At 67.9% G+C, this 25213-nt stretch carries 26 protein-coding genes and 1 pseudogene; 17 read left to right on the top strand and 10 right to left on the bottom strand.

What is annotated here, in order from left to right:
• Nucleotides 1-16: 16 nt before the first annotated feature.
• Nucleotides 17-310: a hypothetical protein gene (locus CKO31_RS18885; protein ID WP_200240496.1), complete on the top strand. Its 294-nt coding sequence runs from the start codon at nucleotides 17-19 to the stop codon at nucleotides 308-310.
• Between the two features lie 145 nt (nucleotides 311-455).
• Here the strand turns inward: CKO31_RS18885 and CKO31_RS18880 are convergent.
• From CKO31_RS18880 to CKO31_RS18860, 5 genes and pseudogenes are all read right to left on the bottom strand, one after another.
• A pseudogene (locus CKO31_RS18880) lies at nucleotides 456-749 on the bottom strand (Rpn family recombination-promoting nuclease/putative transposase); the annotation flags it as partial.
• Between the two features lie 11 nt (nucleotides 750-760).
• The gene (locus CKO31_RS18875) at nucleotides 761-922 is read right to left on the bottom strand and encodes a hypothetical protein (protein ID WP_200240494.1); all 162 of its coding nucleotides are present in this window, start codon (nucleotides 920-922) and stop codon (nucleotides 761-763) included.
• Nucleotides 923-1012: 90 nt separating this feature from the next.
• Nucleotides 1013-1306, bottom strand: a complete 294-nt coding sequence (locus CKO31_RS18870; protein WP_200240493.1) for a type II toxin-antitoxin system RelE/ParE family toxin — start codon at nucleotides 1304-1306, stop codon at nucleotides 1013-1015.
• Nucleotides 1303-1491 (bottom strand): hypothetical protein, encoded by a 189-nt coding sequence (locus tag CKO31_RS18865; protein ID WP_200240491.1) that lies wholly within the window; start codon nucleotides 1489-1491, stop codon nucleotides 1303-1305. Before CKO31_RS18865 ends, CKO31_RS18870 begins: the two co-directional genes overlap by 4 nt.
• Nucleotides 1492-1692: 201 nt before the next feature.
• The gene (locus tag CKO31_RS18860) at nucleotides 1693-2010 is read right to left on the bottom strand and encodes a hypothetical protein (protein WP_200240490.1); all 318 of its coding nucleotides are present in this window, start codon (nucleotides 2008-2010) and stop codon (nucleotides 1693-1695) included.
• A gap of 814 nt (nucleotides 2011-2824) precedes the next feature.
• On the opposite strand from CKO31_RS18860, the gene CKO31_RS18855 reads away from it, so the two are divergent.
• The 5 genes from CKO31_RS18855 (at nucleotide 2825) to CKO31_RS18835 (ending at nucleotide 9718) form a co-directional block, all read left to right on the top strand.
• Nucleotides 2825-4270: an efflux RND transporter periplasmic adaptor subunit gene (locus CKO31_RS18855; protein WP_200240489.1), complete on the top strand. Its 1446-nt coding sequence runs from the start codon at nucleotides 2825-2827 to the stop codon at nucleotides 4268-4270.
• A 2-nt stretch (nucleotides 4271-4272) separates the two neighbouring features.
• Nucleotides 4273-7437 carry an efflux RND transporter permease subunit gene (locus tag CKO31_RS18850; RefSeq protein WP_200240488.1) on the top strand — a complete coding sequence of 1055 codons (3165 nt, stop codon included), beginning with the start codon at nucleotides 4273-4275 and terminating at the stop codon, nucleotides 7435-7437.
• 492 nt (nucleotides 7438-7929) lie between these two features.
• Nucleotides 7930-8172 (top strand): DUF3330 domain-containing protein, encoded by a 243-nt coding sequence (locus CKO31_RS18845; protein ID WP_200240487.1) that lies wholly within the window; start codon nucleotides 7930-7932, stop codon nucleotides 8170-8172.
• Between the two features lie 117 nt (nucleotides 8173-8289).
• Nucleotides 8290-9048 (top strand): hypothetical protein, encoded by a 759-nt coding sequence (locus tag CKO31_RS18840; protein ID WP_200240486.1) that lies wholly within the window; start codon nucleotides 8290-8292, stop codon nucleotides 9046-9048.
• Nucleotides 9049-9100: 52 nt separating this feature from the next.
• On the top strand, nucleotides 9101-9718 hold the full coding sequence (locus tag CKO31_RS18835) for a DNA polymerase ligase N-terminal domain-containing protein (RefSeq protein WP_200240485.1): 618 nt from the start codon (nucleotides 9101-9103) through the stop codon (nucleotides 9716-9718).
• Between the two features lie 277 nt (nucleotides 9719-9995).
• On the opposite strand, the gene CKO31_RS18830 is transcribed toward CKO31_RS18835, so the two are convergent.
• The 4 genes from CKO31_RS18830 to CKO31_RS18815 form a co-directional block, all read right to left on the bottom strand.
• A complete protein-coding gene (locus CKO31_RS18830) occupies nucleotides 9996-10814 on the bottom strand; it encodes a family 1 encapsulin nanocompartment shell protein (protein ID WP_200240484.1) in 819 nt (272 codons plus the stop codon).
• 87 nt (nucleotides 10815-10901) lie between these two features.
• Nucleotides 10902-11294, bottom strand: coding sequence for an encapsulin-associated ferritin-like protein (locus CKO31_RS18825; RefSeq protein WP_200240482.1), 393 nt, complete (start codon nucleotides 11292-11294; stop codon nucleotides 10902-10904).
• Nucleotides 11295-11405: 111 nt separating this feature from the next.
• Nucleotides 11406-12734 carry a hypothetical protein gene (locus CKO31_RS18820; protein ID WP_200240481.1) on the bottom strand — a complete coding sequence of 443 codons (1329 nt, stop codon included), beginning with the start codon at nucleotides 12732-12734 and terminating at the stop codon, nucleotides 11406-11408.
• A 171-nt stretch (nucleotides 12735-12905) separates the two neighbouring features.
• Nucleotides 12906-13040, bottom strand: a complete 135-nt coding sequence (locus tag CKO31_RS18815; protein ID WP_200240479.1) for a DUF3096 domain-containing protein — start codon at nucleotides 13038-13040, stop codon at nucleotides 12906-12908.
• A gap of 473 nt (nucleotides 13041-13513) precedes the next feature.
• Here CKO31_RS18815 and CKO31_RS18810 point away from each other — a divergent pair, with 473 nt between their 5' ends.
• The 11 genes from CKO31_RS18810 (at nucleotide 13514) to CKO31_RS18760 (ending at nucleotide 24443) form a co-directional block, all read left to right on the top strand.
• Nucleotides 13514-16546, top strand: a complete 3033-nt coding sequence (locus CKO31_RS18810; RefSeq protein WP_200240478.1) for a transketolase — start codon at nucleotides 13514-13516, stop codon at nucleotides 16544-16546.
• A gap of 472 nt (nucleotides 16547-17018) precedes the next feature.
• The gene (locus CKO31_RS18805; RefSeq protein ID WP_200240477.1) at nucleotides 17019-17504 is read left to right on the top strand and encodes a Na+/H+ antiporter subunit E; all 486 of its coding nucleotides are present in this window, start codon (nucleotides 17019-17021) and stop codon (nucleotides 17502-17504) included.
• Nucleotides 17480-17785: an MrpF/PhaF family protein gene (locus tag CKO31_RS18800; RefSeq protein WP_242475504.1), complete on the top strand. Its 306-nt coding sequence runs from the start codon at nucleotides 17480-17482 to the stop codon at nucleotides 17783-17785. The genes CKO31_RS18805 and CKO31_RS18800 overlap by 25 nt, the downstream gene beginning before the upstream one ends.
• Nucleotides 17785-18132, top strand: a complete 348-nt coding sequence (gene mnhG, locus CKO31_RS18795; RefSeq protein WP_200240476.1) for a monovalent cation/H(+) antiporter subunit G — start codon at nucleotides 17785-17787, stop codon at nucleotides 18130-18132. Before CKO31_RS18800 ends, mnhG begins: the two co-directional genes overlap by 1 nt.
• A gap of 26 nt (nucleotides 18133-18158) precedes the next feature.
• Nucleotides 18159-18692 (top strand): DUF4040 domain-containing protein, encoded by a 534-nt coding sequence (locus tag CKO31_RS18790; RefSeq protein ID WP_322789181.1) that lies wholly within the window; start codon nucleotides 18159-18161, stop codon nucleotides 18690-18692.
• Complete coding sequence (locus CKO31_RS18785; RefSeq protein ID WP_200240475.1) at nucleotides 18685-19101, top strand: Na(+)/H(+) antiporter subunit B; 417 nt, start codon at nucleotides 18685-18687, stop codon at nucleotides 19099-19101. Before CKO31_RS18790 ends, CKO31_RS18785 begins: the two co-directional genes overlap by 8 nt.
• A gap of 2 nt (nucleotides 19102-19103) precedes the next feature.
• On the top strand, nucleotides 19104-19457 hold the full coding sequence (locus CKO31_RS18780; protein WP_322789180.1) for a cation:proton antiporter subunit C: 354 nt from the start codon (nucleotides 19104-19106) through the stop codon (nucleotides 19455-19457).
• Nucleotides 19454-20962, top strand: coding sequence for a monovalent cation/H+ antiporter subunit D family protein (locus CKO31_RS18775; protein ID WP_200240474.1), 1509 nt, complete (start codon nucleotides 19454-19456; stop codon nucleotides 20960-20962). The genes CKO31_RS18780 and CKO31_RS18775 overlap by 4 nt, the downstream gene beginning before the upstream one ends.
• Entirely contained in the window at nucleotides 20959-22455 is a 1497-nt protein-coding gene (locus CKO31_RS18770; RefSeq protein ID WP_242475503.1) for a proton-conducting transporter transmembrane domain-containing protein, read from the top strand. The genes CKO31_RS18775 and CKO31_RS18770 overlap by 4 nt, the downstream gene beginning before the upstream one ends.
• A gap of 49 nt (nucleotides 22456-22504) precedes the next feature.
• On the top strand, nucleotides 22505-22765 hold the full coding sequence (locus CKO31_RS18765; protein WP_200240473.1) for a hypothetical protein: 261 nt from the start codon (nucleotides 22505-22507) through the stop codon (nucleotides 22763-22765).
• The gene (locus CKO31_RS18760) at nucleotides 22758-24443 is read left to right on the top strand and encodes a Na(+)/H(+) antiporter subunit D (protein ID WP_200240471.1); all 1686 of its coding nucleotides are present in this window, start codon (nucleotides 22758-22760) and stop codon (nucleotides 24441-24443) included. The genes CKO31_RS18765 and CKO31_RS18760 overlap by 8 nt, the downstream gene beginning before the upstream one ends.
• A gap of 98 nt (nucleotides 24444-24541) precedes the next feature.
• Here the strand turns inward: CKO31_RS18760 and CKO31_RS18755 are convergent, their stop codons facing one another.
• Complete coding sequence (locus CKO31_RS18755; RefSeq protein WP_200240469.1) at nucleotides 24542-25153, bottom strand: fasciclin domain-containing protein; 612 nt, start codon at nucleotides 25151-25153, stop codon at nucleotides 24542-24544.
• Nucleotides 25154-25213 lie beyond the last annotated feature (60 nt).

Raw genomic sequence — 25213 nt, 5'->3', positions numbered from 1 at the left:
TCCAGGTGACGGGGCGATGCAGGATCTCGGTCCACTCTATGACCAAGACTACACGCCCTTAGTACGTCCCTTGATTCAGTCTCCTTGCCGTCTCCATCGAAATCGCGCCTTTCATCGCCGTACCCAGTGCCTGACCGGTCCCGACAGCGATCCCGACAGCGATTTCGATGCCCTTGACGTCGGGTTTCGCTGCGCCGACTCGATCCCGGGACTCGATTTCCCGCTCAAGCTCGTCGTTTGTGACGATCTCGCCCTTTGCCGCGGCGTCCTGCCTTTTCTGACCTTATCCAGCCTGGAGGGTTACATTTAACTGCCGCAGCCCGCGTCGCTGCTCGGCACGCCAAACGCCTCGCCGCCGTCAGTGCAGCACCGCCTCCACCGACTCGGCGACCAGGATGCGGTCCAGCCACTCCAACAGGGTGTCGCCGTCGGCGGCGAGCACCCGCTCGCGCACGCTATCGCTGGGCGGGCCGAAGCAGCAAGGATTCCAGCACTTCGACGGCGGTGTCGCGGTCCTCGATCTGATTGATCAGCGCCAGCAGCTTGCGCAGCCGCGCGACGGGCTCGGCGTCGAAGACCCAGCGCATGGCCAACTGCACCAGCCGCGTCAGCACCCGGCCCTTGATCTCGGCATTGGTCGGGCCGGACAGATCCACCAGCTTGTAGCCGAAGCTCGGCAAGAAGGGCACCAGGCTGTGCGGCAGCGGCTTGACCAGGTCTTGGAATCCTGCCGGTGCGTGCCAGGGCCGGTCGCCGTGGTCTACACCCGCGGAAAGACCGGCGGCAGGTGGCGGGTCTTGGGATGCTGCTTGCGGTACTGCTCGCCCTCGGCGGTGACGTAGCGTAGGAAGTCGCGGGCGACCTCACTGCGGGTGAAGCTCTCGCGGAAGAAGGTGTCGTGGGGCTGGGCGATGCGGTCCATGGTAGCCAGCGCAGAGATCAGTATACTGTCCCCGGATCTCGTTCACCAACTGCTTACAGCCTGTCCAGCACCACTCACCGCGCGTTTCGCCTAGGCGTTGTCCTCAAGGAGCGCGTTCTGCGCGCCGTGGACCACGGCGAGGATGTCGATCTGATCGGATTTGATGTGGTAGATCAACCGGTACGCGCCGCAGAACACTTCCCGTATCTGGTCGATATCGTATTCGGGCACGCGCCGCCCTGACAGAGGGAATGCCCCGATCTGTTGTGATCGCTGGGTGATGCGGTCCACCATCCGCAGGGCGTAGGTTTGCGAATCCTGCGCAATGTAGGCGTAGATCGCGTCGAGATGCGCCTCTGCCGACTCCGTCCAATGGACCTTCATTCCGGCAGACCATATTTCCTTCTGATCTCCGCGACGTCTTTGGTTCGTCCAGATCGGCTCTCCTCGAGCCCCTTCTCGATGGCGGCACGCACGTAGATCTCCCGCATCAGGTCTTCCCAGGTTGCACCAGCGGGAAGCTGCTCGACCAGTTGGTGCGCATCTTCTTTGCTTAAGACGGTAGACATGTGCTTCTCCGGAATCAAGAGCAGGGTATAAGGAAAAGCCGCTTCAGGCGCTTGCGCCGGATATCCGGCGGTCTCTTCGCAGTTTCGAATTCGGCCAGAAAGCCGGCGCCTAATCCAGCGCGCTTCGATTCGTAATAGGAGATGGCCTCCAAGTATTGCGCTTCCGCTGCCGGGTGAAAGCAATAACTCATCTGAGCAGCGCTAATGGCTTCCGCCGCACTTCCTCTGCCGGGACCGGCTCCATGAGCCCTGCATCCAATTCCCGAGCCCGACGGGCCGCCTCAACCAGCCATTCCTCTGCGATCTCGTCTTCAGCACCGCGTCCACCGACTCGGCGTTGAGGATGCGGTCGAGCCACTCCAACAGGGTGTCGCTGTCGGCGGCGAGCACCCGCTCGCGCACGCTGTCGCTGGGCGCGCCGAACTTGCGCTCCATCTGGCGCAGCAGGGCGGTTGCCTCGCCGAGGCGCTGGCCCTGATTGATGCCTTGCTCAATGTAGCGGTCGATGAAGCTCTGCATGATCGGCTCTCCGGTGAAGGTCTGTTGCAGCAGGGTGCGCACGAAAGACCGGCGGCAGGTGGCGGGTCTTGGGATACTGCTTGCGGTACTGCTCGCCCTCGGCGGTGACGTAGCGCAAGGTGTCGTGGGGCGAAGCGATGCGGTCCATGGCGCGGAAGCATAGCGCGGTGTTCGGAGGGTTGGCGATACTCGGGCTGGTCCCATCTGTGTGCGCTCGCACCCGGCGGGCTGGAGCCCGTCTCGATGTGGGGTGGACGTTCTCGCGTTACCTGTGAGGCCTGACCCCCGCGGCCGAGACCGGGCTGGCGCTGACGTGCTTCCCTGCCGATTTCACGCCCAAGGCATGAGAGACACGGTTGGTGGTGTCGAAATGCTTCACTCCTGGTGGCCAAGCCATCCTTGATGTTCCGCAGCCAGGCCGCGAAGGCCGGCGCGTGGTGCAAGAGGTCGTACTCGCACGCCGCCCCCGGCGGAGTCGCGGCGCCTTTTGTTCCTGCGCATCCTCCGCGCGCTTGCGCGCAGCGCGCTCGCTGCCGCAACAACCTTGACCGCTGCCCTTGCAATCGCCTGCCGGCCCTGCGCTCACCATCCTAAGCATTGGATCGCGGTTTCTGGCGCGAGAACATTTAGGCTTACAGGGTAGTCGGGCGCCGCGCTTCCCACCGCAGGAATCGGTGCAGGGATCAGCGCAGGGGTTGCGTTGCGTCGTTGCCGTGACGGCGCGCTGCGTGCACCCTTTGTGGCGCGGTCGGCTGTGCAATGGGCCCGTACTTTGCCCGCCCCGCACAACAGGACAATATCGGAGTCAGACCTCATGGTTTTTGGCGCACAGCGCAATCCCCCTCTCTTGTCGGTCCGTCGGCGCTTCGCGAGCCACCCCGTTGTGCTGCTGGCGGCGCTCATCGCCGCGGCCCCGGCACTCGCCCAGCAGGCCGGGCAGCAAGGCGCCAAGCCCACGCCTGCCGTGGTGGTCTCCGCGGTGGAGACCAAGACCGTCGATAAGAGCTCCCGCTTTATCGGCAACATCCAGGCCATCCAATCCGTGGACCTCAAGGCGCGGGTAGAGGGCTTCCTGGAGAAGGTCGCCTTCGACCAGGGCTCCATGGTGGACAAGGATCAGGTGCTCTACCGCATCGAGCAGGATCAGTACAAGGCCGACCTAGCGCAGGCCCAGGGCCAGCTCGCGGCGGCGAAGGCGGAGTCGCAGGCCGCCGCCGCGGAGCTGGAGGACAAACAGGCGGACTTCCAGCGCCAGGCGACGCTGGTCAAGAAGGGCGACACCTCCCAGACCGCCTTCGACCGCGCCAAGGCCGCCCGCGACGAGGCCAAGGCGCAGGTGCAGAAGTCCAAGGCGAGCGAGCAGCAGGCCCAGGCCGCTGTCGACAACGCCAAGATCAACCTCGGCTACACCACCATCAAGAGCCCCATCCCCGGGCGCATCGGTGCGACTGCCGTCACAGAAGGTAATCTCGTCAACGCCAGCACCGGCACCTTGGCCACCGTCGCCCAACTGGACCCCATCCGCGCCGTGTTCTCTGTGCCCAGCGCCGAGCTGGTCCGCCTGCAAAAGAAGCTGGGTGCCAACACCACCAGTGCCGAGGCGCGCAAGGCCTTCGTCCCGAAGCTGCTGCTCCCGGACGGCACGCAGTACGACAAGTCCGGCAAGATCTCCTTCGCCGACAACAAAGTGGACGCAGCCACCGGCACGGTCGCCATCTACGCGGACTTTCCGAATCCGAGCGGCGTGCTGCTGCCCGGGCAGTTCATCACCGTGGTCGTACACGACGCCGACAAGCAGCGCCTGCCGGTGGTACCGGCGGCGGCGGTGCAGCGCACCCGCAGCGGTGCCCAGGTCTATCTTGTGGACGGCTCCGACCGCGTGCAGGCGCGCACGGTCAAGCTCGGACCAAGGGTCGGCGACGGCTATGGGGTAACCTCGGGCCTCACCGCCGGTGAGCTGGTGATCGTCTCCGGCCTGCAAAAGGTCAAACCGGGGATGACGGTGGCGCCCAGTGGAGGCTCCAGTGGCGCCCCCAGTGGCGCGTCAAGCACAGCCCCTAGCGGCGCGAGCAGCGGTGATGCGTCGGGGTCGGGCGCCAATGATGGCGGTGGGTCTAATGGTGGCTCGGCTGCGAAAAAGTCCCAAGCCGGCGCGAAGAGCAATAGCGGTAGCGATACCGAGACCGACAGCGGTGGTGGCTCGGCCGGCAAGGATGCCGGCGGCGGCGCCGACACGAAAGCCGCGGCAAACGGGGGCTAGAGATGATTTCGCAGGTCTTCGTCGAGCGCCCGCGGCTAGCCGCGGTGGTGTCCATCGTCCTGGTGGTGGCGGGCATCCTCGCGCTGCGGGCCATCCCCGTCGCCCAGTATCCACCCATCACGCCGCCGGTGGTGGTGGTGACCGCCACCTACCCGGGCGCCGATGCCCAGACCATCGCCGACACCGTCGGCGGGCCCATCGAAGAGCAGGTGAACGGCGTCAAGGACATGCTCTACATGTCCTCGACGGCGTCGAGCTCGGGCATCTATACCCTGACCGTGACCTTCGCCGTCGGCACGGACCCGGACATCGCCCAGGTGAACACCCAGAACCGGGTCTCCCAGGCACTGGCCCAGCTGCCGCAGGAGGTACAGGAGCTGGGTGTGACCGTGCAGGCGGAATCCACCAATCTGCTGCTGGTCATTACCGTCTCGTCGCCGGATGAGTCCCGGGACGAGCTGTTCCTGTCCAACTTCGCCACCATCAATGTGCAGGACGAGCTGGCCCGCGTGGAGGGTGTAGGCGAGGCGAAGCAGTTCGGGCCCGAAGACTACTCCATGCGCATCTGGCTGGACCCGGACAAGATGGCGGCGCTCGGCATTGCGCCGCAGGACGTGGTGAGCGCCATCCAGCAGCAGAACATCCAGGCGGCGCTGGGCCAGGTGGGCGGCCCGCCGATTCCGAACGACCAGGCCTTCCAGTACACCATCGTCGCCAAGGGGCAGCTCGAGGCGCCGGGCGAGTTCGGGGAGATCGTGGTGCGCACCGGCGCCGACGGCGGCATCGTGCGGGTCAAGGACATCGCCCGGGTGGAGCTCGGCGCCGAGTCCTACAGCAGCACCACTCGCTTCAACGGCAAGCCCACGGCGGCTATTGCCATCTACCAGGCGCCCGGCGCCAATGCGCTGGAGGTGGCGGACCGGGTGCGTGCGGAGCTGACGCGGCTGGAGAAGCGCTTTCCGGACGGCGTCGCCGCCAAGATCATGTACGACTCCACCAACTTCGTGAAGGCGTCCATTCAAGAGATCGTCTTCACGCTCGCCATCACGGCGGTGATCGTGCTGCTGGTGGTGTTCATCTTCCTGCAGGACCTGCGGGCCACCATCGTGCCGGCGGTGACCATTCCGGTGTCGCTCATCGGCGTCTTCGTGGTGCTGCTGGCGGTGGGCTTCTCGGCCAACACCATCAGCCTGTTCGCGGTGGTGCTGGCCATTGGGCTGGTGGTGGATGACGCCATCGTGGTGGTGGAGAACGTCCAGCGCATCATGGCGGAGGAGGGGCTCGACCGGCGCGCGGCCACCCTGAAGGCCATGCGTCAGGTGACCGGCCCCATCATCTCCACCACCCTGGTGCTGTTCGCCATTTTCGCGCCTGTGGCCTTCCTGCCCGGCATCTCCGGGGAGCTGTTCCGGCAGTTCGCGGTGACCATCTCCGCCGCGGTGGCCATCTCGGCCGTCAATGCGCTGACCCTGTCGCCGGTGCTGACCTCGCTCTTCCTCGGCGAGCCGAAGGCGCCCAAGCGCGGTCCCTTCGCTTGGTTCAACAAGGGCCTGGAGAAGACCCGGGGCGGCTATGTGTCAGTGGCCGGGCTCCTGGCCCGGCGCGCCGTGCTGGCGGGCGTGCTGGTGGTGGCTGTGGGCGCCGCCGCCGTTCTGATATTGGACCGTCTGCCGAGCGGCTTTCTGCCCAACGAGGACCAGGGCGTGCTCTACGCGGACCTGAGCCTGCCGAGCGCCGCGTCCCTGCCGCGCACCAATGAAGTCGTCGCCAAGGTCCGGGAGATCGCCGCGAAGACCGACGGCGTCGCCGACGTGCTCACGGTGTCCGGCTACAGCCTGCTCACCAACGCGCCGTCGTCCAATGCGGCGCTTGTGGTGCTGGTGCTGGAGCCCTGGGACGAGCGCACCACGCCCGAGACGAGTCTGGGCGGACTCTACACCAAGCTGAACGGCGAGCTGGACGCCATTCCCGGCGCGAACATCCTGCTCTTCCCGCCGCCGCCGATTCCCGGTCTCGGCACCGCCGGCGGCTTCACCATGCAGCTGGAGGCCCTGGGCGGGCAGTCCGCGCAGGAGCTCACAGAGGTGATGCGCGGCCTGTTGGCGGAGGCCAATCAGGACCCGCGCATCGCCGAGGCCCGGTCCACGTTCAGCGCCGATGTGCCGCGGGTGTTCGTGGACCTGGACCGCACCCAGGCGCAGTACCTGGACGTGCCGGTGGCGACCTTCTTCCAGACCATGCAGGCCACCTTCGGCAGCAGCTTCGTCAACAATTTCACCTACCTTGGGCGTACCTACCAGGTCAATGTCCAAGCCCAGCAGGACGCCCGCCGGACGCTGGACGACATTGGTGCCACCTATGTACGCGCCGACAACGGCGCCATGGTGCCGGTGTCGGTGCTGGCGAGCCTACGCGAAGAGCTGGGCGCGGATCTGATCTTCCGCTACAACCAGTTCCTCACCGCCCAGATCAACGGCAGCGCGGCGCCCGGCCATTCCACCGGCGATGCCATGCAGGCCATGATGGAGGCAGCGGACAAGTCCCTGCCAGACGGCTACGCCGTTGAGTGGACCGCCATGTCCTATCAGGAGGCGCAGCAGACGGCGGGCGGGGAGATCGCCATCTTCGCGCTGGCGGTGCTGTTCGGCTATCTGTTCCTGGTGGGCCTGTACGAGAGCTGGGCCATTCCGTTCGCGGTGCTGACCTCGGTGATCGTCGCACTGCTTGGCGGCGCGCTGGCGCTCTGGCTGGTGGGGCTCGACAACAACCTCTATACCCAGATCGGCTTCGTGCTGCTGATCGGCCTCGCCGCCAAGAACGCGATCCTGATCGTCGAGTTCGCGAAGGAGCAGCGCGAAGAAGGCAAAAGCCTGTATGAGGCCGCCGTCACGGGTGCGCGGATGCGCTTCCGCGCCGTGCTGATGACCGCACTCGCCTTCATTGTCGGTCTGCTGCCACTGGTGCTCGCCACCGGCGCCGGCGCCAACGCCCGGGTGCACTTGGGCTTCACGGTGTTGGGCGGCATGCTGGCGGCTACGCTCATTGGCATCCTGCTGATTCCGGGGCTCTATGTGATGTTCCAGTGGATCGGCGATCGCATCGGGACGCTCATCGGCGCCCGCCCGACCTCGGACGCCAAGCCGGCGGCTCGCGAATCCGGCGCATGACCGACTGCCGTGGGAGCGGCATCCTTGCCGCGACGGGGAGGCCGAGGCTGGCGCAACGTCGGTCGCGGCCAGAGCCGCTCCCACGGTCACGGCGGAGCCAGTATGGACCACGGCGTGCGCCCGATCTGCGGAGAGCTTGCTGTTGTAGGCAAAGGTGCCAACCGATGGCCTCGGCATCGACTGCGACCAGACCCGTTTCGGCCGCCTCAACCTCGACGATGTCGATCAGGGCGCCCACCTAGTCCGCGGCGTGCTGCTCTACGGTGCAAATCGCCCGCCGCTTGGTTCAGTGCCACCGCCATGGATTGATGTCGTGCCCTCTGCCTCTGGCCGGCCCGTGGAGCGCGCGCTCCTCGCGCCAAGCCGCAGCCGCCGCCCCGGCCGCGCTGCGGCCAGGTCGCGCCGCGGCCGCACGCATGCCGGTCTTGGCGCCGGCCGCAATGGCCCGGGTTTTGCTGTACGGCATGCAGATGCAAGCTGCGGAGACGCACCATGCCAGCGAGATCGCAGAGCGGTCGGCCGCCGTCACCGCCGGGGGATATGGACACCGATCCACGCCCCGAGCCGCTCAGCTGTGAGGAGTGCCGGGCCGAGATCCCGCGCGACGAGGCGGTGGTGTCCGAAGGCCAGGACTACGTCATGTACTTTTGCTCCCCGGCCTGCCACGCTGCGTGGCGGGCAGCTCATGACGAGCCCCTCGCGACGACCCACGACCACCGTCGCCGCCCGCGCTGACGCGCCGGGCGAGTTCCCTGGTGCACCGACCCAGATGGCGCACCGGTGTGCTCGCTGCCCGGTACGCCCTGCACATCCAGATGCTGCGACGGTCTTAGGACCGTCCGGAGATCGCCCATGAATCAGAGTCTGCTTTCCGCCGAATTCCTGCTCGGCTGCCGGCTGCGCACCGCCGACGGCGCCGACGCGGGCCTCACCGACCTGATCCTAGATACCGAGCAATGGTCGGTACAGTTCCTCGCCGTGGATGCCCAGCAGTGGGCCTTGGATCGCGACCTGGTGCTGACACCGCGTCTGCTGAGCGGTGTAGACGAGGCCCGCCGCGAGCTCACCCTGGATCTCACCGGCGCCGAGCTCCGCGCCAGCCCGCAGTTGGATATGGACGACGAGGGGTTTGCCGGCTTCGACAATGCCGAGGAGACCACACCGGCATGGCGGCGGCACTGGCAGGCCGAGATGCAGCCCGAGGGAGGTATCGACCCGCCGCCGCCGCCGGCGGAGGAGGACGAGGTGGCAGCGGACCTGGGTGCCGAGACCCAAGTGTCCGCCGAGCAGCTGGTGCGGATGGATGTGCTGCGTACGCTCGCGATCCGCGCCACCGACGGCGTCGACCTGCGCCTGGAAGACCTGCTCATCGACGACAGCGACTGGTCACTCGCCTATCTTCAGGCGGTGCTGCCCGCCGCAGCCGGCGCCGGCGCGCACGACCTGCGCTGCCTGGTGCCGCGCCAGGGCATCCAGGCGCTGGACCGTGCCGGCGAGACCCTCTACCTCGGCGTCTCCAGCCGGCAATTGCGCGATGCGCCGCGAGAGCCGCTGCCGGTGACCACGGCGCCGGACGACGCGATGGTGCAGGTGCTGTCGCTGTCGGGCTGAGTGGCGATGCGGGCAGGCGCAGACGCGGTCGCGAACAACCAGGAGAGCACCCATGGGCAAGCAAGACGACGACAAGCTCGCCGACTATCGCAGCAAGCGCGACACCGGCAAGAGCGGCGAGCCCGCCGGCGACGCGGCTGCATCCAGCGGCGAGGACGGCGGGCGCTTCGTCATTCAAAAGCACGACGCCTCCACGCTGCATTACGACTTCCGCCTGGAGACAGACGGGGTGCTCAAGTCGTGGGCGGTGCCCAAGGGCCCATCCACGGACCCTTCGGAGAAACGCTTCGCCATCATGACCGAGGACCACCCGCTGGACTATGCCGACTTCGAGGGCGTGATCCCCGAGGGCGAGTATGGCGCCGGCACGGTGCTGGTCTGGGACTGTGGGCGTTACGACAATCTAAGGGCCAACAAGGAGACGCCGCAGACCGTCGCCGAGAGCCTCGATGCAGGCTTGGTGGAGGTCTATCTGCATGGCGAGAAGCTCACCGGCGGCTATGCCCTGAAGCGCATCGAAGGCGGCAACGAGGAGCAGTCCAAGTGGCTGCTGATCAAGATGCGCGACGCGGGCGCCGATGCCCGCCGCAAGCCCACCAGCAGCGAGCCCGAGTCGGTCAGCACCGGCCGCGGCTTGGACGAAGTCGCCGCCGGGGCAGAGGACCACTGAGAGCGCCGCAGTTATTATGGTGACGGTATACTGAACCCTCAATCGCTGCTGAGCGCCGCGGTGCCTATTGATCGAAGTCCCGCTGCCTGTCGCTGGATTATTGGGCGCTCAGGGTATGGTCACCCCATGAGGTCTGTTCCCGTTTTACGCCGCCTCGCGCAACAATTTTGGTCACTGTCCCCGTATTGGATTTGTCGTCGCTTGAGCTCGGGAGAGGGAGAGGGGATGGAGCTGGGCCGGGCGACGAGCACCCGGGCCCCGGTCCGTGCTGTTCCCGTCAGCGGCTCTGCGGCTCCAGAGTGCAAATGGCCTCGGGGTCGTCCAGTAGGAGCACCAGGCTCTCGGAGACGAAGAGCTTGAGGTGCACGCCGTCTGTGGCCGAGAAGCCAACGCGCAGATCCTGGCCAATGATGAGGCTGCCGGCACGGGGGTCCACCAGTACACCGCCGGCCACTGGCGCTTTGTACAGCCCCGCCTCGCACAGGCGGCGTAGGTGATCCACTTGCAGCATATCGCTGCCCTCGAAGCGCCGGAACAGGGCGTTGTAGCGCTCCGGCGCCAGCGCCAGCGCATAGGGTCCGCCGAAGCCGTTGGCGTCGAGCCTGTTCACGGCTCCCAGAACGTCGGACAGCGCCTGTGACAGGTCCGACCAGTCGCCGCAGGGCATCTGGGCGCGCCCGCCGGCGGTGGCGAGGCCGGCGAGACCGAGCTGGGGCACGCCGTGATAGATCATGTGCTCCTCGCGGCGGGCGACGGCCTCGGCGGCGTCCTCCACCGGGCGCAAGTCCAGCGGCAGGGACAACTGTTGGTGGCCTTCCACCCGCCGCACGCTCAGCGCGCAGGGCTGCTGCACCATGGGCACCGGCAGCGCCCGGCTGCCGACGGTAACGGCGAGGTCGTCGCCGGCTTCAGTGTCCTCGCTGATGCGCTCTTCGGGGCCGGTCTCCAGGCTCGTGAGTCCGAGGCCGTAAGGCCCGTCCACGTCCAGGAAGCGCCGGGCGGTGAGGCGCTCGGCGGCGGCGTCCAGGGCGGCGGCGTCGATGCGCTGCCAGATGCCGGCGTCGAGGCCGGCGGCGCTGCGGTTCAAATCGCTCATGAATGACCTCCGGTCGTTGCGGCAGGCCGGGCTGGTACCGGCCTCCCGCCGGGCGTCTGCCCGGAAGAATGCTGGGTGTGCGTCGCGTCAGCCGCCTTTGAGGCTGCCCAAGGTCAGGCCCGGCGGCGCCGGTGCACGCGGCCCGGCGTCGGTCGCTTCGCCGGCGTCCTCGCCGGTGGCGGCCTCTTCGGCCTCGGTGATGGGGACCTGGGTGAAGAGGTAGGTGCGCAGATGCTCGTCGAAGCTGTCGTCGTTGCGCCGCAGCCACTCCAGCACCATGGCGGCGTGCTCGATCTCCTCGCGCATGTTGTGCAGCAGCACGGCGCGCAGGTTCTCGTCGCCGCAGGCGTCGGCGCGCTGGCGGTACCAGTCCACCGCCTCCAGCTCCTCTTGCAGGGAAACCAGGGCGCGGTGCATGTTGACGGTGTGAGCGCTCAGATCGCTGCGGCTCTCGTGCAGGGCGTTGGATGAGTCAGCCATGGGGGTGCATGCTCCTGTTGTTGGTGAAAGGTCGGACGCCGGGGAAGCTTCCGCTGCGGCTGAGGCCCGGCTGAGGCCCAACCGGGGCCGGGCTTGTGCTTGTCGCCAGTCTCAGGACTCGTCGTTGGTGATCACGGAGCGCGGTGTGCCGCGTTCGGGCCAAACGCCGGCCGTCGTCGTCGACCGCCCGTCGGTGCCGGTCTGCGTCGCTTGCTTGCCACTCGCCGGACCTTGCTTGCCGGCGTCACCCCGGCGCGGCAGGGCGACCAGCTTGGCCACGTAATGCGTCATGAGCACGCGCTGACCCTGCTCCATGCCGGCCTCGCCGTAGAGCACCACCTGGTCGCCTTGGGCCAGGCTCAGCTCGCGGGCGACCTTGGAGCTGCCGAGATCGGCGACGACCTCCATGCCTTGGGGGCCGGAGACGCGGATGCGTCGCGGCGCCTTCTGCGCCTGCGCCGTCTGCTGGCTCTGCCCTTCGGCCGCCTCCTGCGCCTGCGCGTCGCCGGCGTCGTCGGTGCCGACGCCGAGCACGGTGCCGGTCAGCATCAGGTCCATGTCGGTGGTCATGGACCGGTCACCGGCGCCACGGCCAGAGACACTCGGCGCGTTGGCCATGCCGGGACGGCGCTGCATCTGTCCAGCGCCGGTGCTCATCCCGGCCTGTTGGCCGGGCTGCCCGGCCCAGCTCGGATGCTGCATGGGGCCGGGGCGATTCGCCCGGCCCTGGCTCATGGCCATGCCTTGGCGGCCTGGGACCTGCGGGTGCATGTACATCGGCGGGCGCCCGGCGCTGGCGGGATGGCCGATCAACCGCCATTGCTCGACCACGAGCATCGGCTCGCCGCGCTGCTGATCCAGGGTGCCGGTGCCGGCGATGCGCTGCCCGCTTCGGACGGGTCCGCGATTGCTCTGGCCGCCGCTGGTGCCGGCGCTGCGCTGGTCCTTCATCAGGTCCTTGAGGTTGCCGAAGTTGACCAGCGCCATGCGCCCGTCATCCAGCAGCACGCGACCGAGGAGATGAGCGTCGCCGTCGGCATTGATGCGTACGGGCTGCACGCCCAGCACCAGGCCGCTGAAGCTGTGGCGTTGGTCGGCGCCCGCGGCTGCCTTGTCGACGGCCTTTTGCTCCGACGCGCTGTCGCCGGAGGCCCCGCCAGCGGTATCCATGCCGTCGCCCGAGCCGCCTTGCTCAGCCTTGCTCTGTCCGGAGCCGCCGCCCTGGGATCCGCTGGGTTGGGTCTTGCCGGCGGCCGATGCCGAGGAGTCACCGGCGTCCGCCGTCGACTGCGGTTCGGCCTTGCCGCTGCCGCCGCTGGCCTGCGTCGGCCTGTCGGCCGCGGCGCTTTGCTGCGCCTGGGCCTGCGCTGCGCTGGCGGGCAGCGCGGCGAGACCGGCTGCGAGCAGCAGGGCGAGGGTGCTGGAGACTGGGTGTCGCATGAAGGCTTCTCCCGCTTATGGTGTGGATGAGCTGCAAAGACTGGGCTCCCCGGCTGCCGGCGCTGGACGCCGGCGGGGGATCGTCAACCGCTTGGGAGTGCAAGGCCGATGCCGACCCGCCAGCCCGCAGACCGCGACGCTCGGGTAGCACGCCCCTCGGCGGCGTATTGCTCAGAAGTGCACCAAGCCGAGCACACCGATGACGATGAGGTAGATCGCGACGACATAGTTCAGCAACGACGGGCGCACCAGGATCAGGATCCCGGCGATGAGTGCGATGACGGGCTGGATGGAAAACTGGACCATGGCGTGCTCCTTGGGCTTTCTAGCGGACTCTTTGTGGGCTCGCGGGCGGGCTCGTGGGCCGCCGCCGGTGGTCGGCGCCGACGGTCGCGGCGAACAGGCACCACCACGCTCGCTGCAAGCCTGGTGCCGAGGCCATGGGCTGGTCGCCTGCCGCTCGAGCGCCGGGGGGAGCCCAAACAGGTCCCGTCGCGAGCCGCCGGCGCAGGGCATTTGCCCCGCGTGCTGGGGCATTGGCACCGCAGCGGCGGCGCCAATGGTCCAGCCCCGCCGGCTCGGGGGAGACGGTGTCCAGGCCGGCGTCGGCGCGGGACGGCACAGCCGGGTCATGCGCAGCGGCTGGTCCGCTGCTTGCTATCGATGAAGGGGATTCAACCGCCACCCGCGGTGGCCCGCCGGTACCTTATCGGCGGCGGCGCGGGAACAGGGCAACACACACCGGGCCGCCGCAGGCGCTCGGCCCCAGGAGGTTCGCAATGACCACCAGCCCACTCTCCCGACTCCACAACCACGGTCAGTGCTTCTGGCTGGACAGTCTCTCCCGCCGCATGCTCGACGACGGCAGTCTGGAGCGGCGCATCCGCGACCAGGGTCTGTCGGGGGTCACCTCCAACCCGGCCATCTTCGCCAAGGCCATGCTCGGCGCGTCCCCCGAGGATCGCGCCGCCTACGACCCGCGCATCCGCGTCGCCCAGGAGACGACGTCACCCGGCGACGCCGAAATCGATGTCCGCGCCATCTACGAGCGCCTGGCGGTGGACGACGTGCGCGATGCCTGTGATCTATTGCTGCCGCGCTGGGAGCAGGCTATGACCGATGGCGCCGGCGTCGACGGCTGTGTGAGCCTGGAGGTGTCGCCCCACTTGGCCCATGACACCAACGCGACGGTGCTGGAGGCGCGCCGGCTCTGGCATGCCGTCGGCCGACCGAATCTGATAATCAAGGTGCCCGGCACACCCCAGGGCATCCCGGCCATCGAGCAGCTGCTCGTCGAGGGCATCAACGTCAATATCACACTGCTCTTCGGCCAGGCCGCCTACGAGGAGACCGTCCAGGCCTACATCCGGGCCCTGGAGCAGCGCCTGCGCGAAGGCCGTGATCTGCATACCATCGGCTCCGTGGCCAGCTTCTTCCTGAGCCGCATCGACACCGCCGTGGATGCCCGGCTGCGCCGCCGCAGTCATCCGGAAGTGGACCCACAGCTCCGTGGCGAGGCCCAGGCCCTGCTCGGCCAGAGCGCCGTCGCCGCCGCCCGGCTCGCTTATGTCCGTCTGCGCGAGCTGCTGGCGAGCGAGCGCTGGCAGCACCTCGCCGAGCACGGCGCCCAGCCGCAGCGCCTGCTCTGGGCCAGCACCGGCACCAAGGACCCGAGCCTGCCGGACACCCACTACATCGAGCCCCTCATCGGTCCCTATACCGTCTCCACCATGCCGGAGGCGACGGCCGATGCCTTCGACGACCACGGTCGGGTTGCCGCCACCCTGTCGGCGACGGCGCCGGAGGCCACGGCCATTACCCAGCAGCTTGAGCGAGTGCTCGGCGTGTCCATGGAGTCCATTGCCGACCAACTCGTGGGCGAGGGCGTGCAGAAGTTCAACGCGCCCTACGAGCAGCTGTTGGATGGCCTGGAGCAGCGCGCCCGGTCGCTGGCCGCCGTGGACGAGGCCGGTCCGCTCCCCGGCGTCGCCGCCAAGCTGCGGGCGCAGGTGCTGCGCATGACCACCGCAGCCGGCTCCGGTCATGCGACTTCCAGCCTGTCGGCGGCAGACCTGGTGACCGGCCTGTTGTTCCACGAGATGCGCTGGGATCCGAGCCGACCTTGGGCCGGCGATGATCCGGCGCGGGATCAGGACCGCCTGTTGCTCTCCAAAGGCCATGCGGCGCCCATCCTCTGGGCCGGGCTGCACGAGGCAGGCGCCATCGGCGAGGACCCGCAGAATCTGCGCCGGCTCCATAGCGACCTGGAAGGCCATCCGACCCCGGTGAATCCCTGGGTACCGGTGGCGACGGGCTCCCTCGGCCAGGGCCTCGCCGCCGTCAACGGCATGGCGCTGGCGGATCGGCTCGACGGCATCGAGGCGCGTCACTTCTGCATCCTCGGTGACGGCGAATGCTCCGAGGGCTCGGTCTGGGAGGCGGCCCAGTTCGCGGCGGACCAGGGCCTGGAGCGGGTCGTCGCCATCGTCGATATGAACGCGTTGGAGCAGAGCGGCCCGGCGCCCTACGGCCATGATTCATCGGTGCTCGCCGGGCGCTTCCGCGCCTTCGGCTGGAAAACCCTTGAGATCGACGGCCACGACTTCGCCGACATCCTCGCGGCCCTTGCCGCCACCCGTGAGGGCGGACCCACGGCCATCATCGCTCGCACGGTGAAGGGCAAGGGGGTCTCCTTCCTGGAGGGCGCCGATGGCTGGCACGGCAAGGCGCTGGATCAGGACGAGCTCGTGACCGCCCTGGCCGAGATCGACGCCCCGGACCTACGGCGGCCGGTAGAGCCGCGGCGCGTGCCCGCGCGGCTGGAGCCGGCTGCCCCGCAGAGCGGCGGCCCGCCGGCCCGCGAGGCCCTGAAGCTCGACTGGGCCAAGGGCGAGGAGGTCGCCACCCGCGCCGCCTTCGGTGACGCGCTGGTGCAGCTCGGCGGGCGTCTGAGCGACCTGGTGACCCTCGACGGCGACGTGAAGAACTCCACCAAGACCGACGGCTTCGCCAAGGCCTTCCCGACGCGGTTCTTCGAGGCGCAGATCGCCGAGCAGAACATGCTCGGCGCCGCCCTCGGCCTCGCCGTCAGCGGCAAGCGCCCCTGTGTCGCTACCTTCGCGGCCTTTCTGACCCGGGCGCACGATGTCATCCGTATGGCCGCCCATTCGCACGCCCCGCACATGCTCATCAGCGGCAGTCACGCCGGCGTGTCCATCGGCGAGGACGGCGCCTCGCAGATGGGGCTCGAGGACATCGCGATGTTCCGGGCGCTCAACGCCACCACGGTGCTCTACCCGAGCGACGCCGTCAGCGCCGCCCGGCTCACCGAGGCGGGCCTGGCGCACCAGGGCATCGTCTACCTGCGCACCACCCGCGGCAAGACACCGGTGCTCTACGACGCGGATGAGGACTTTCCCATCGGCGGCAGCAAGACGCTGATGGCCTCGGACGCCGATGAGCTGACCCTGGTGGCGGCCGGTATCACCGTGCACACGGCGCTCGCCGCGGCCAAGCGCCTGCGCGAGCAGGGTGTCGCTGCCCGCGTCATCGACGCCTACAGTGTCAAGCCCCTGGACGTGCCGACATTGAAGCAGGCCGCCGAGACCACCGCCGCCATCCTGGTGGTGGAGGACCACAATCGCGATGGCGGCCTGGCTGACGCCGTCGCGGCCCAGGTCGGCCGCCTCACACGGGTCTTCGGCCTCGGCGTCACCGGCGAGCCGCACTCCGGCACCCCGCAGGAGCTGCTGGAGCGCCACCGCCTATCGGAGCGCGAGATCGAGAAGGAGGCGCTGGCCATCGCCGCCTGAGCCAAAAAGGGAGCCGAAAGGCAGCCGAAGGGCGTCCGGCGAGCATGCTGGCCGGTGCCTGGAGACGTGCGCGCGCGGACTGATCACGGGCAGATCCCGCGTGCCGTCCGTGGGATCGGGCTCGCGGGCGGGGCGATCACGCGCGGCCCCGGGGCAGCGACCGAATCCATTGGCCTTGGCTTGCCGAGAACCCCCAGCAGCCCGGATTGTTCCCAACGGGGCAGTTTCTAGCTCGTTCATGCTCAGTGGCTTAGGCCGCTGAGCAGGACAGGGCACTCGACTCCGCACGGGCAAGGGCTAGAGATCGGCGCTTGCGCAAGGGCGCCCGCGCAGGGCACATCCGCGGCGCGGCCGCCCCGGCGGCAGCGCCGCGATCCGCGCTCGGTCTAAGCCCGGATTGCACTCGCGATTGGGAATCAGTGCCGAGGGATGCTTACAATACGCGCCCGTTCGTTGTCGGCGTCCCCCTCGCGTGCTGTACTTCCTCTTACTCTTTTCGGCCCTCGGCGCTTTCTGGCTGCTGCTTTCGGGCCACTGGCACAACCAGCTGCTGCTCGCCCTGGGTGCGGCTTCCGCGCTGTTGGCGGCCTGGGTCGGGGTGCGCATGGAGCGCCGTGACACCGGCGCTTACAGCCTCGGCATGCTGCTGCGGCTGCCGCGCTACCTGGCCTGGCTGGTCGCCGCCATCGTCCGCGCCAACATCGATGTGGTCAACCGCATCTGGTACCCCGACACCCACCCCATCCACCCGGTCGCAGGACGGCTTCCGAGCAGTCAGGGCACGGATCTCGGCAAGACCATCTATGCCAACTCGATCACACTGACGCCCGGCACGGTGGCCATCGAGATCGGTGATGACGATGTCTTCGTGCACGCACTGACCCGGGAGGGCTTCGACGAGCTCGCCGCAGGCGAGATGGACCGCCGCGTCACTTGGGCGGAAGGGGGGCGGCGCTGATGTTCGCGGCGGCGGCGATCGGCATCCTGGTAGTCATGGGGCTGGCGCTGGTGCGCGCGTTTCTCGGGCCGACGGTCTGCGATCGCATCCTGGCGGTGAATATGCTCGGCACCAAGACGGTGCTGCTGATCGCGGTGCTGGGCTTTCTTGGCGGGCGCCCGGACTTCCTCGACATCGCCATCGCCTATGCGCTGATCAACTTCATCGGCGTCATCGCCGTGCTCAAGTTCGTCGAGCGCATCGGCGACAGCCGCAGCTCACCGCGCCCGGAGGACTTCTGATGACGGCGCTGCTCGCGGATCTCCTGAGCCTGCCGCTGTTCATCGGCGGCGTCTTCCTCGGTATCTCCGGGGCCGTCGGGGTGATTCGGCTCCCGGACTTCTACACCCGGCTGCATGCGGCCGGCGTCACCGACACCCTGAGCGCGGGCATGATCCTCACCGCCATGATGATCCAGGCCGGATTCACCTTGGTGACCGTGAAGCTGCTGCTGATCCTGATCTTTCTCTGGTACACCAGTCCGGTCGCCAGCCACGCTCTGGCGCGTGCGGCGGTGCACACCGGCGTGCCGCTGCCGCCGCAGACCGACGACGAGCGCGGCCAAGGAGACGCATCATCGTCCAACTGATCGACATTACGCTGCTGACCTTCCTGGTGGCGACGGCGTTGGCGGTGGTGCGCCTGCGCAGCCTGTTCGCCGTGGTGATGCTCGCGGGCATCTACAGTCTGGTCACGGCGGGGATTTTCCTGACGCTCGACGCCGTCGACGTCGCCTTCACCGAGGCGGCGGTGGGCGCGGGTATCGCCACCATGCTGATGCTGGGCACGCTGGCGTTGACCGGCCACAAGCAGACGCCGCCGCGGCACTCACCCGTTTTGCCGCTGATGGTGGTGACTATCACCGGCGTGGTGCTGCTCTGGGGCACGCACGATATGCCGCGCTTCGGCGACCCGGATGCGCCCATCCATCGCCACGTCGCGCCGCGGTATATCGAGGAGTCACCCACCGAGATCGGGCTGCCCAACATGGTGACCTCGGTGCTGGCGAGCTACCGCGGCTTCGATACCCTGGGGGAGGTCGTGGTCGTGTTCACGGCCGGTGTCGGGGTGCTCAGCCTGCTCGGCTTCCGCCGGCGCCGGCCCCCGCGGCAGGACAGCGAGAGCTCCAAGGAGGAGAGCGATGGGTGACGACCGGGTCTTGCGGGTCATTGCCAGACTCCTGATCCCTTTTATCCTGCTGTTCGCGCTCTACGTCCAGTTCCACGGCGATTATGGGCCCGGCGGCGGCTTCCAGGCCGGCGTGATCTTCGCGGCCGGGATCATCCTCTACGCCCTCACCTACGGCGTCGAGCCGGCCATGCGGCTGGTGCCGCGGCGGCTGTTGGCGCCGTTGGCCGCACTCGGCGTGCTGCTCTACGGCGGCGTCGGCGTCGCGACCATGGTGCTCGGCGGCAAGTTTCTGGATTACAGCGTGCTGGCCCATGACCCCCTGCACGGCCAGCACTACGGCATTTTGCTCATCGAGCTCGGTGTCGGCATCACGGTGGCCGCGGTGATGCTGCTGATCTTCTTCGCCTTCATGAGCCGGGAGGGCTAAGGGTGGACTGGCTCGGTCAGTACAACTATTACGTCGTCTTCTTCCTGATGATGACCGGGTTCTATGTCGTGGTCGCCCGCGGCAACCTGGTCAAGAAGATCGTCGGGCTCAACATCTTCCAGAGCTCGGTGTTTCTGCTCTATATCTCGATGGCCAAGGTCGAGCACGGCACCGCGCCGATCGTGCTCGCCGACGGCACCGTCTACTCCAACCCGCTCCCGCACGTGCTGATCCTGACCGCGATCGTCGTCGGCGTCGCCACGACGGCGCTCGGCCTGGCACTGGTGGTGCGCATCAAAGAAGCCTACGGCACCGTCGAGGAAGACGAGATCCACGACCAGGACGAGCCCGCGTGATCGCCGACAATCTCCCCGCGCTGCTGGTGGTGCTGCCGCTGCTGGGCGCGCCGCTCTGTCTATTGCTCAATCGCGGCACCGCCGCCTGGCTGGTGGCGACGCTGGTCGCCTGGCTGGTGTTGGCCATCAGCATCGCGCTGCTGTGGCAGGTGCGCGGCGGCGACGCGTTGCACTACGCCTTCGGCAATTGGCAGCCGCCCTGGGGTATCGACTATGTCGTCGACCGCCTGGCCGCCTATGTGCTGCTGATCGTCGCGGCCATCGGGGCCGTGGTCATGGCCTATGCACGGCGCAGTGTTGCCGCCGAGATCGAGCCCGCGCAGCAGCCACTGTTTTACACACTGATGCTGCTCTGCCTGGCCGGGCTGCTCGGCATCACCATCACCGGCGACGCCTTCAATCTGTTCGTGCTGCTGGAGATCTCCTCGCTGTCGACCTATGCGCTGGTGAGCCTCGGGCGCGACCGGCGCGCACTGACCGCCGCGTATCAGTACCTGATCATGGGCACCATCGGTGCCACCTTCTACATCATCGGGGTCGGGCTGCTGTATATGCTCACCGGCACCCTGAACATGGCCGATATCGCCAGCCGTCTCGCGCCGGTGGCCGGCACCAACACCGTGCACACCGCCTTCGCGTTCATCACGGTGGGTCTGGCGCTGAAGCTGGCTATGTTCCCGCTGCACCTGTGGTTGCCCAATGCCTATGCCTTCGCGCCCTCGGTGGTGACGGCTTTCTTGGCGGCGACGGCGACCAAGGTCGCGCTGTATGCGATGATCCGCTTCATCTATTCGGTGTTCGGCGGCGCCTTCACCTTCTCCCAAATGCACGCCGAGCTGCTGGTGCTGCCGCTCGCCGCGGCCGGCGCCTTCGTCGGCTCCGTGGTCGCCGTCTTCCAGCACGGCCTCAAGCGCATGCTGGCCTACTCGTCGGTCGCCCAGATCGGCTACATGCTGATCGGCCTCGGTGCGATGAGCGTCACGGGGCTGACCGCGGCGCTGCTGCACCTGTTCAACCATGCGCTCATGAAAGGGGCGCTGTTCCTCGCCGTCGGTGCGCTCGTCCTGCGCATGGGCACCACGCGCATTTCGGCGCTGTCCGGGATCGCGAAGCAGATGCCCTGGACCATGGCCGCATTCGTGATCGGCGGCCTCAGCCTGATCGGCGTCCCGGCCACGGCCGGCTTCGTGTCCAAGTGGTACCTGATTCTGGCGGTGCTGGAGAACGGCTGGTGGCCGCTGGTGGTGCTGGTGGTGCTGACCTCGCTGATCGCCGTGGTCTATGTTTGGCGCGTGATCGAGGTGGCCTACTTCGAAGAGCGGCCCGCCGATGCCCCGCCGGTGCGCGAGGCGCCGCTGTCGCTGCTGCTGCCGACTTGGCTCCTGGTGCTCGCCAACCTCTATTTCGGCATCGAGACCGGGCTGACGGTGGGCCTTGCCGGTGAAATTGCCACGGACCTGTTCGGCGCCGGGAGCGGGGCCTTACCGCTGGAGGCGGCCCCATGAGCGGCTCCATGGAGGCGGATGCGCTGCGTATCGCGTTGGCGCTGGTCATACCGCTGGTCGGCGCCCTCGGAATCGGGCTCAGCGGTCGCCATCCGAACCGTCGCGAGGCGGTGACCCTGGTGACCGCGGTGCTGCTGTGCCTGACGGTGCTCAGCCTGCTGCCGGAAGTGCTCGCCGGCGGCCGGCCGACTTGGCACTTCGCCGAGCCCTTCCCCGGCATTGCGATTGCCTTCCGGGTCGAGCCCCTGGGCATGCTGTTCGCGGCGGTGGCCTCGCTGTTGTGGCCGATCAATTCCGTCTATTCAATCGGCTACATGCGCGGCAATGCCGAGAAGCACCAGACCCGGTTCTACGTCTTCTTCGCCTTGGCGCTGTTCGCGACCATGGGCGTCGCGTTCTCGGCCAACCTGGTCACGCTGTTCGTGTTCTACGAGCTGCTGACGCTCTCGACCTATCCGCTGGTGACGCACAAGGGCAATGCGGCGGCGCGCTCGGCCGGGCGCGTCTATCTCGGCATCCTGATCGGCACATCCATCGGTCTGCTGCTGCTGGCCATCGTCTGGACCTCGGTGCTCGCCGGGAGCACCGAGTTCGTGGCCGGCGGGCTGCTGCGCGCGGCCGGCGTCCAGCTGTCCGGGCCGCTGCTGGGGCTGCTGCTTTTCCTGTTCATGTACGGCATCGGCAAGGCCGCGCTGATGCCCATGCACCGCTGGCTGCCGGCGGCCATGGTGGCGCCGACCCCGGTCAGCGCGCTGCTGCACGCGGTGGCCGTGGTGAAGGCGGGCGTCTTCAGCGTGGTCAAGGTCATCGTCTTCATCTTCGGCATCGAGACCTTGCAGGGTGTGCCCTGGGCGCAGTGGCTGCTCTACGTGGCCGGCTTCACCGTGATCCTCGGCTCGATGATCGCGCTGCGTCAGGATAATCTCAAAAAGCGCCTGGCCTACTCGACCATCAGCCAGCTTTCCTATGTGGTCCTGGGGGCGGCCCTGCTGGCGCCGCTGTCGGTGGTCGGAGCCGCGCTGCACATCGCCGCCCATGCCTTCGGCAAGATCACGCTGTTCTTCGCCGCCGGTGCCATTTACACCGCCGCCCACAAGACCGAGGTCTCGCAGCTGCGCGGCATCGGCTGGCGGATGCCGTGGACCATGGGCGCCTTCGCCGTCGGCTCGCTGTCGATGATCGGGGTGCCGCCGGCGGCCGGATTCATTTCCAAGTGGTACCTGATGGCCGGTGCGCTCGAGACCGGGCAGCTGTTCGCCGTCGCGGTCATCGTGCTCTCGACGCTGCTCAATGCCGCCTACTTCGCGCCCATCGTCTTCAGCGCGTTCGCCAAGCCCGCCGCCGATGACGACGCCGTGCACGGCGAGGCGCCCCTGCCCATCGTGCTGGCGCTGACCGCCACCGCGGCCCTCACGGTGCTGCTGTTTCTGTTTCACCAGGTTCCCCTCGAGCTCGCCGGGCAGCTGGTCGGCGAGCCGCCCGGGAGCCGCTAGGCGTGGCCCCGGATGCCCGCTGCGACCGGAGGCTGACTACGAGGCTGCGATGAACGAGCGCCCCCATTGGCTCTACCGCCCTGAAAACCGGCCCAAGCTCTGGGCCCTGTTGGTCCTGATCATGGTGCTCGCACTGTCGGCGAGCCTGGTGATCCATCCGCACGCGCATTTCCCGGGCTCCGGCTTCGCGCTGGACGCCAGCTTCGGTTTCTATGCCTGGTATGGCTTCGTGACCTGCGCCGCGATGGTCGCCGTCGCCAAGATCCTTGGCATCTTCCTCAAGCGTCCGGACACCTACTACGATGACTGAGCTCGCGCTGCCGCCGGCGCTGATCATGGTGCTCGGCGCCTTTTTTATCCCCGCCGAGAATGGTCGCGGCCGCAAGAGGCTGCTGCTCGGTCTGCCGCTGGCCACCCTGGTGCTGGTCTGGCTGGTGCCCGAGGGGGCGTCGCTGCGCCTGCCGTTCCTGGGCGTCGAGCTGAACCCGGTCCACGCCACGGCCGAAGGGCGGCTGTTCGCGACCATCTTCGCCATCATGGCCTTCGCCGGCGGACTCTATGCGCTACCGCGGGCGAGTCGCCGCGAGCTGGTGGCCGCCTATGTCTACGCCGGCTCGGCCATCGGCGTCACCTTCGCCGGTGACCTGATCACGCTGTTCATCTTTTGGGAGCTGATGGCGGTGGGCTCCACAGCGGTGATCATCGCCGCCGATACCGAGGCCGCCCGCCGCGCCGCCTTCCGCTATCTGCTCGTGCATTTGCTCGGCGGCGTCTTGCTCATGGCCGGCATCATCGGCCATTGGGTGAGCAGCGGCAGCCTCGCCGTCGAGGCGATGCGCCCGGAATCCTTCGCCACCGCGCTGATCCTGATCGGCCTGCTGGTCAACGCCGGCGCGCCGCCGTTCTCGGCCTGGATCGCCGACGCCTATCCCGAGGCCTCGCCGAGCGGGAGCGTCTTCCTGTCGGCCTTCACCACCAAGACGGCGGTCTTCGCGCTGCTGGTGATGTTCCCGGGGACCGAGCTCCTGATCTGGGTCGGTCTGTACATGGTGTTCTACGGCATCCTCTACGCGCTGCTGGAGAACGACATGCGCCGCATCCTGGCCTACAGCATTGTCAACCAGGTGGGGTTCATGGTCTGCGCCATCGGCATCGGCACCGAGCTGGCACTGAACGGCGCCGCCGCCCACGCCTTTGCCCACATCATTTACAAGGCGCTGCTGCTGATGTCGGCCGGGGGTGTGCTGCTGATGACCGGCAAGCGCAAGTGCACCGATCTCGGGGGTCTGTTCCAGACCATGCCGCGTACCGCGATGCACGGCATCATCGGGGCCCTGGCGATCTCGGCGTTTCCGTTTACATCGGGCTTCGTGACCAAATCGCTGGAGACCGCGGCGGCCTCGCACGAGGGTCTGTTGGTGGTCTGGCTGCTGCTATTGGCCGCGTCCGCCGGGGTCTTCCTACATGCCGGCATCAAGTTCCCCTGGTTCGTCTTCTTCCAGAAGGACTCCGGTCTGCGGCCGCCCGAGCCGCCTGTGGAGATGCGCCGGGCGATGGCACTGTTCTCCTTCCTCTGCATCGCCATCGGGCTGTTTCCGGCGCCGCTGTACGCCATCCTGCCGCACCCTGTGGATTACCAGCCCTACACCGTGGAGCACGTGGTCAGCCAGCTGCAACTGCTGTTGTTCGCCGGCTTCGCCTTCTTCGTGCTGCTCGGGCAGATGAAGCGCACGCTGACCATCAGCCTGGACTTCGACTGGTTCTACCGGCGGTTTCTGCGCGAGCTGGGCGGGGAGTTTGCCGTGCGCACCGCCGCGGCGCGCCAGCGCCTCGAAGACCGCGCCTATGCCCGTGCGCGCCGCTTCGTCGCCAACCTCTATGCCCACCACGGTCCCCACGGCATCCTGGCCCGCACCTGGCCGACCGGCAGCATGGTGCTCTGGGTCGCGCTGATGCTCGGCTGCACGCTGCTGCTGTATGTGCTCTAGGGCAAGGCTGTAGGAACTCGGACCCGATTCGGGCTCCTGATCGGGGACGTCCCTGTAGCCGCTCCCTCCATGATGGCCAGGCGGGCCGTTGTTTGGGATTACAGATTCACGGCATCCACGATATGGACCACGCCGTTGCCCGCCGCGAGATTGGATTGCGTGATGTCGGCGTCGCCGATGCTGATGGCGGTGCCGCTGCGGTCCACCTGCATGGATTCACCCCCCAGGGTTTTCACTTGGTCGCGCTGGAGCAGGTCGGTGGCGGACAGCTCTGCGTGCACCACATGGCGGCTCAGCACGTCGACGAGCCGGCTCGGGTCCTGCAGCAGGGCCTCGCGCTCGGCCTGCGGCAGCTTCTGGAAGGCCATGTCCGTGGGCGCGAAGACGGTCACGGGCCCGGGTCCCTGCAGAACCTCCTTCATGTTGGCGATCTCCAGCGCTCGGCTGAAGTCGTCGAACAGGGCGTCGTTCTCGGTGATGTCCACCACCGTGGTTTGGGCAGCGGCGCCGGTGAGGTCGGGCAGGCCGAAGGAGCTGTCGGCGAAGATGCCCGGCGGGTCGTAATTGCGGTCGCCGGCCTCGGCGCGCGCCAGGGTTTCCTCGTCGGCATAGCGGCTGCCCAAACTGAGCGCCGCTAGTGGCCCGAGGCCGATCACCAGCAGCAGGCCGAGGGCCGTGAGGTTGCGTTTGTAGAGGGATTGCTCGGTCATTTTCGGATCTCCGGTTCCGCCCGCGGGGCGGGTGGGGTTCTCGGATAGCGGTGTGCCGGG

Source organism: Thiohalocapsa halophila, assembly GCF_016583825.1.
In the GTDB taxonomy this organism is placed as follows: Bacteria; Pseudomonadota; Gammaproteobacteria; order Chromatiales; family Chromatiaceae; genus Thiohalocapsa; species Thiohalocapsa halophila.
This window is presented reverse-complemented; position numbering and strand designations above follow the sequence as displayed.

Excerpts from the sequence above, each read along its gene's own strand:
- CKO31_RS18815 (WP_200240479.1), bottom strand. The coding sequence starts at position 13,040 with ATGGTCCAGTTTTCCATCCAGCCCGTCATCGCACTCATCGCCGGGATC.
- CKO31_RS18820 (WP_200240481.1), bottom strand. The coding sequence starts at position 12,734 with ATGCGACACCCAGTCTCCAGCACCCTCGCCCTGCTGCTCGCAGCCGGT.
- CKO31_RS18850 (WP_200240488.1), top strand. The coding sequence starts at position 4,273 with ATGATTTCGCAGGTCTTCGTCGAGCGCCCGCGGCTAGCCGCGGTGGTG.
- CKO31_RS18860 (WP_200240490.1), bottom strand. The coding sequence starts at position 2,010 with ATGCAGAGCTTCATCGACCGCTACATTGAGCAAGGCATCAATCAGGGC.
- CKO31_RS18830 (WP_200240484.1), bottom strand. The coding sequence starts at position 10,814 with ATGAGCGATTTGAACCGCAGCGCCGCCGGCCTCGACGCCGGCATCTGG.
- CKO31_RS18865 (WP_200240491.1), bottom strand. The coding sequence starts at position 1,491 with ATGTCTACCGTCTTAAGCAAAGAAGATGCGCACCAACTGGTCGAGCAG.
- CKO31_RS18785 (WP_200240475.1), top strand. The coding sequence starts at position 18,685 with ATGGGTGACGACCGGGTCTTGCGGGTCATTGCCAGACTCCTGATCCCT.
- CKO31_RS18760 (WP_200240471.1), top strand. The coding sequence starts at position 22,758 with ATGACTGAGCTCGCGCTGCCGCCGGCGCTGATCATGGTGCTCGGCGCC.
- CKO31_RS18855 (WP_200240489.1), top strand. The coding sequence starts at position 2,825 with ATGGTTTTTGGCGCACAGCGCAATCCCCCTCTCTTGTCGGTCCGTCGG.
- CKO31_RS18885 (WP_200240496.1), top strand. The coding sequence starts at position 17 with ATGCAGGATCTCGGTCCACTCTATGACCAAGACTACACGCCCTTAGTA.
- CKO31_RS18870 (WP_200240493.1), bottom strand. The coding sequence starts at position 1,306 with ATGAAGGTCCATTGGACGGAGTCGGCAGAGGCGCATCTCGACGCGATC.
- CKO31_RS18755 (WP_200240469.1), bottom strand. The coding sequence starts at position 25,153 with ATGACCGAGCAATCCCTCTACAAACGCAACCTCACGGCCCTCGGCCTG.
- CKO31_RS18840 (WP_200240486.1), top strand. The coding sequence starts at position 8,290 with ATGAATCAGAGTCTGCTTTCCGCCGAATTCCTGCTCGGCTGCCGGCTG.
- CKO31_RS18835 (WP_200240485.1), top strand. The coding sequence starts at position 9,101 with ATGGGCAAGCAAGACGACGACAAGCTCGCCGACTATCGCAGCAAGCGC.
- mnhG (WP_200240476.1), top strand. The coding sequence starts at position 17,785 with ATGACGGCGCTGCTCGCGGATCTCCTGAGCCTGCCGCTGTTCATCGGC.
- CKO31_RS18875 (WP_200240494.1), bottom strand. The coding sequence starts at position 922 with ATGGACCGCATCGCCCAGCCCCACGACACCTTCTTCCGCGAGAGCTTC.
- CKO31_RS18765 (WP_200240473.1), top strand. The coding sequence starts at position 22,505 with ATGAACGAGCGCCCCCATTGGCTCTACCGCCCTGAAAACCGGCCCAAG.
- CKO31_RS18770 (WP_242475503.1), top strand. The coding sequence starts at position 20,959 with ATGAGCGGCTCCATGGAGGCGGATGCGCTGCGTATCGCGTTGGCGCTG.
- CKO31_RS18825 (WP_200240482.1), bottom strand. The coding sequence starts at position 11,294 with ATGGCTGACTCATCCAACGCCCTGCACGAGAGCCGCAGCGATCTGAGC.
- CKO31_RS18810 (WP_200240478.1), top strand. The coding sequence starts at position 13,514 with ATGACCACCAGCCCACTCTCCCGACTCCACAACCACGGTCAGTGCTTC.
- CKO31_RS18845 (WP_200240487.1), top strand. The coding sequence starts at position 7,930 with ATGCCAGCGAGATCGCAGAGCGGTCGGCCGCCGTCACCGCCGGGGGAT.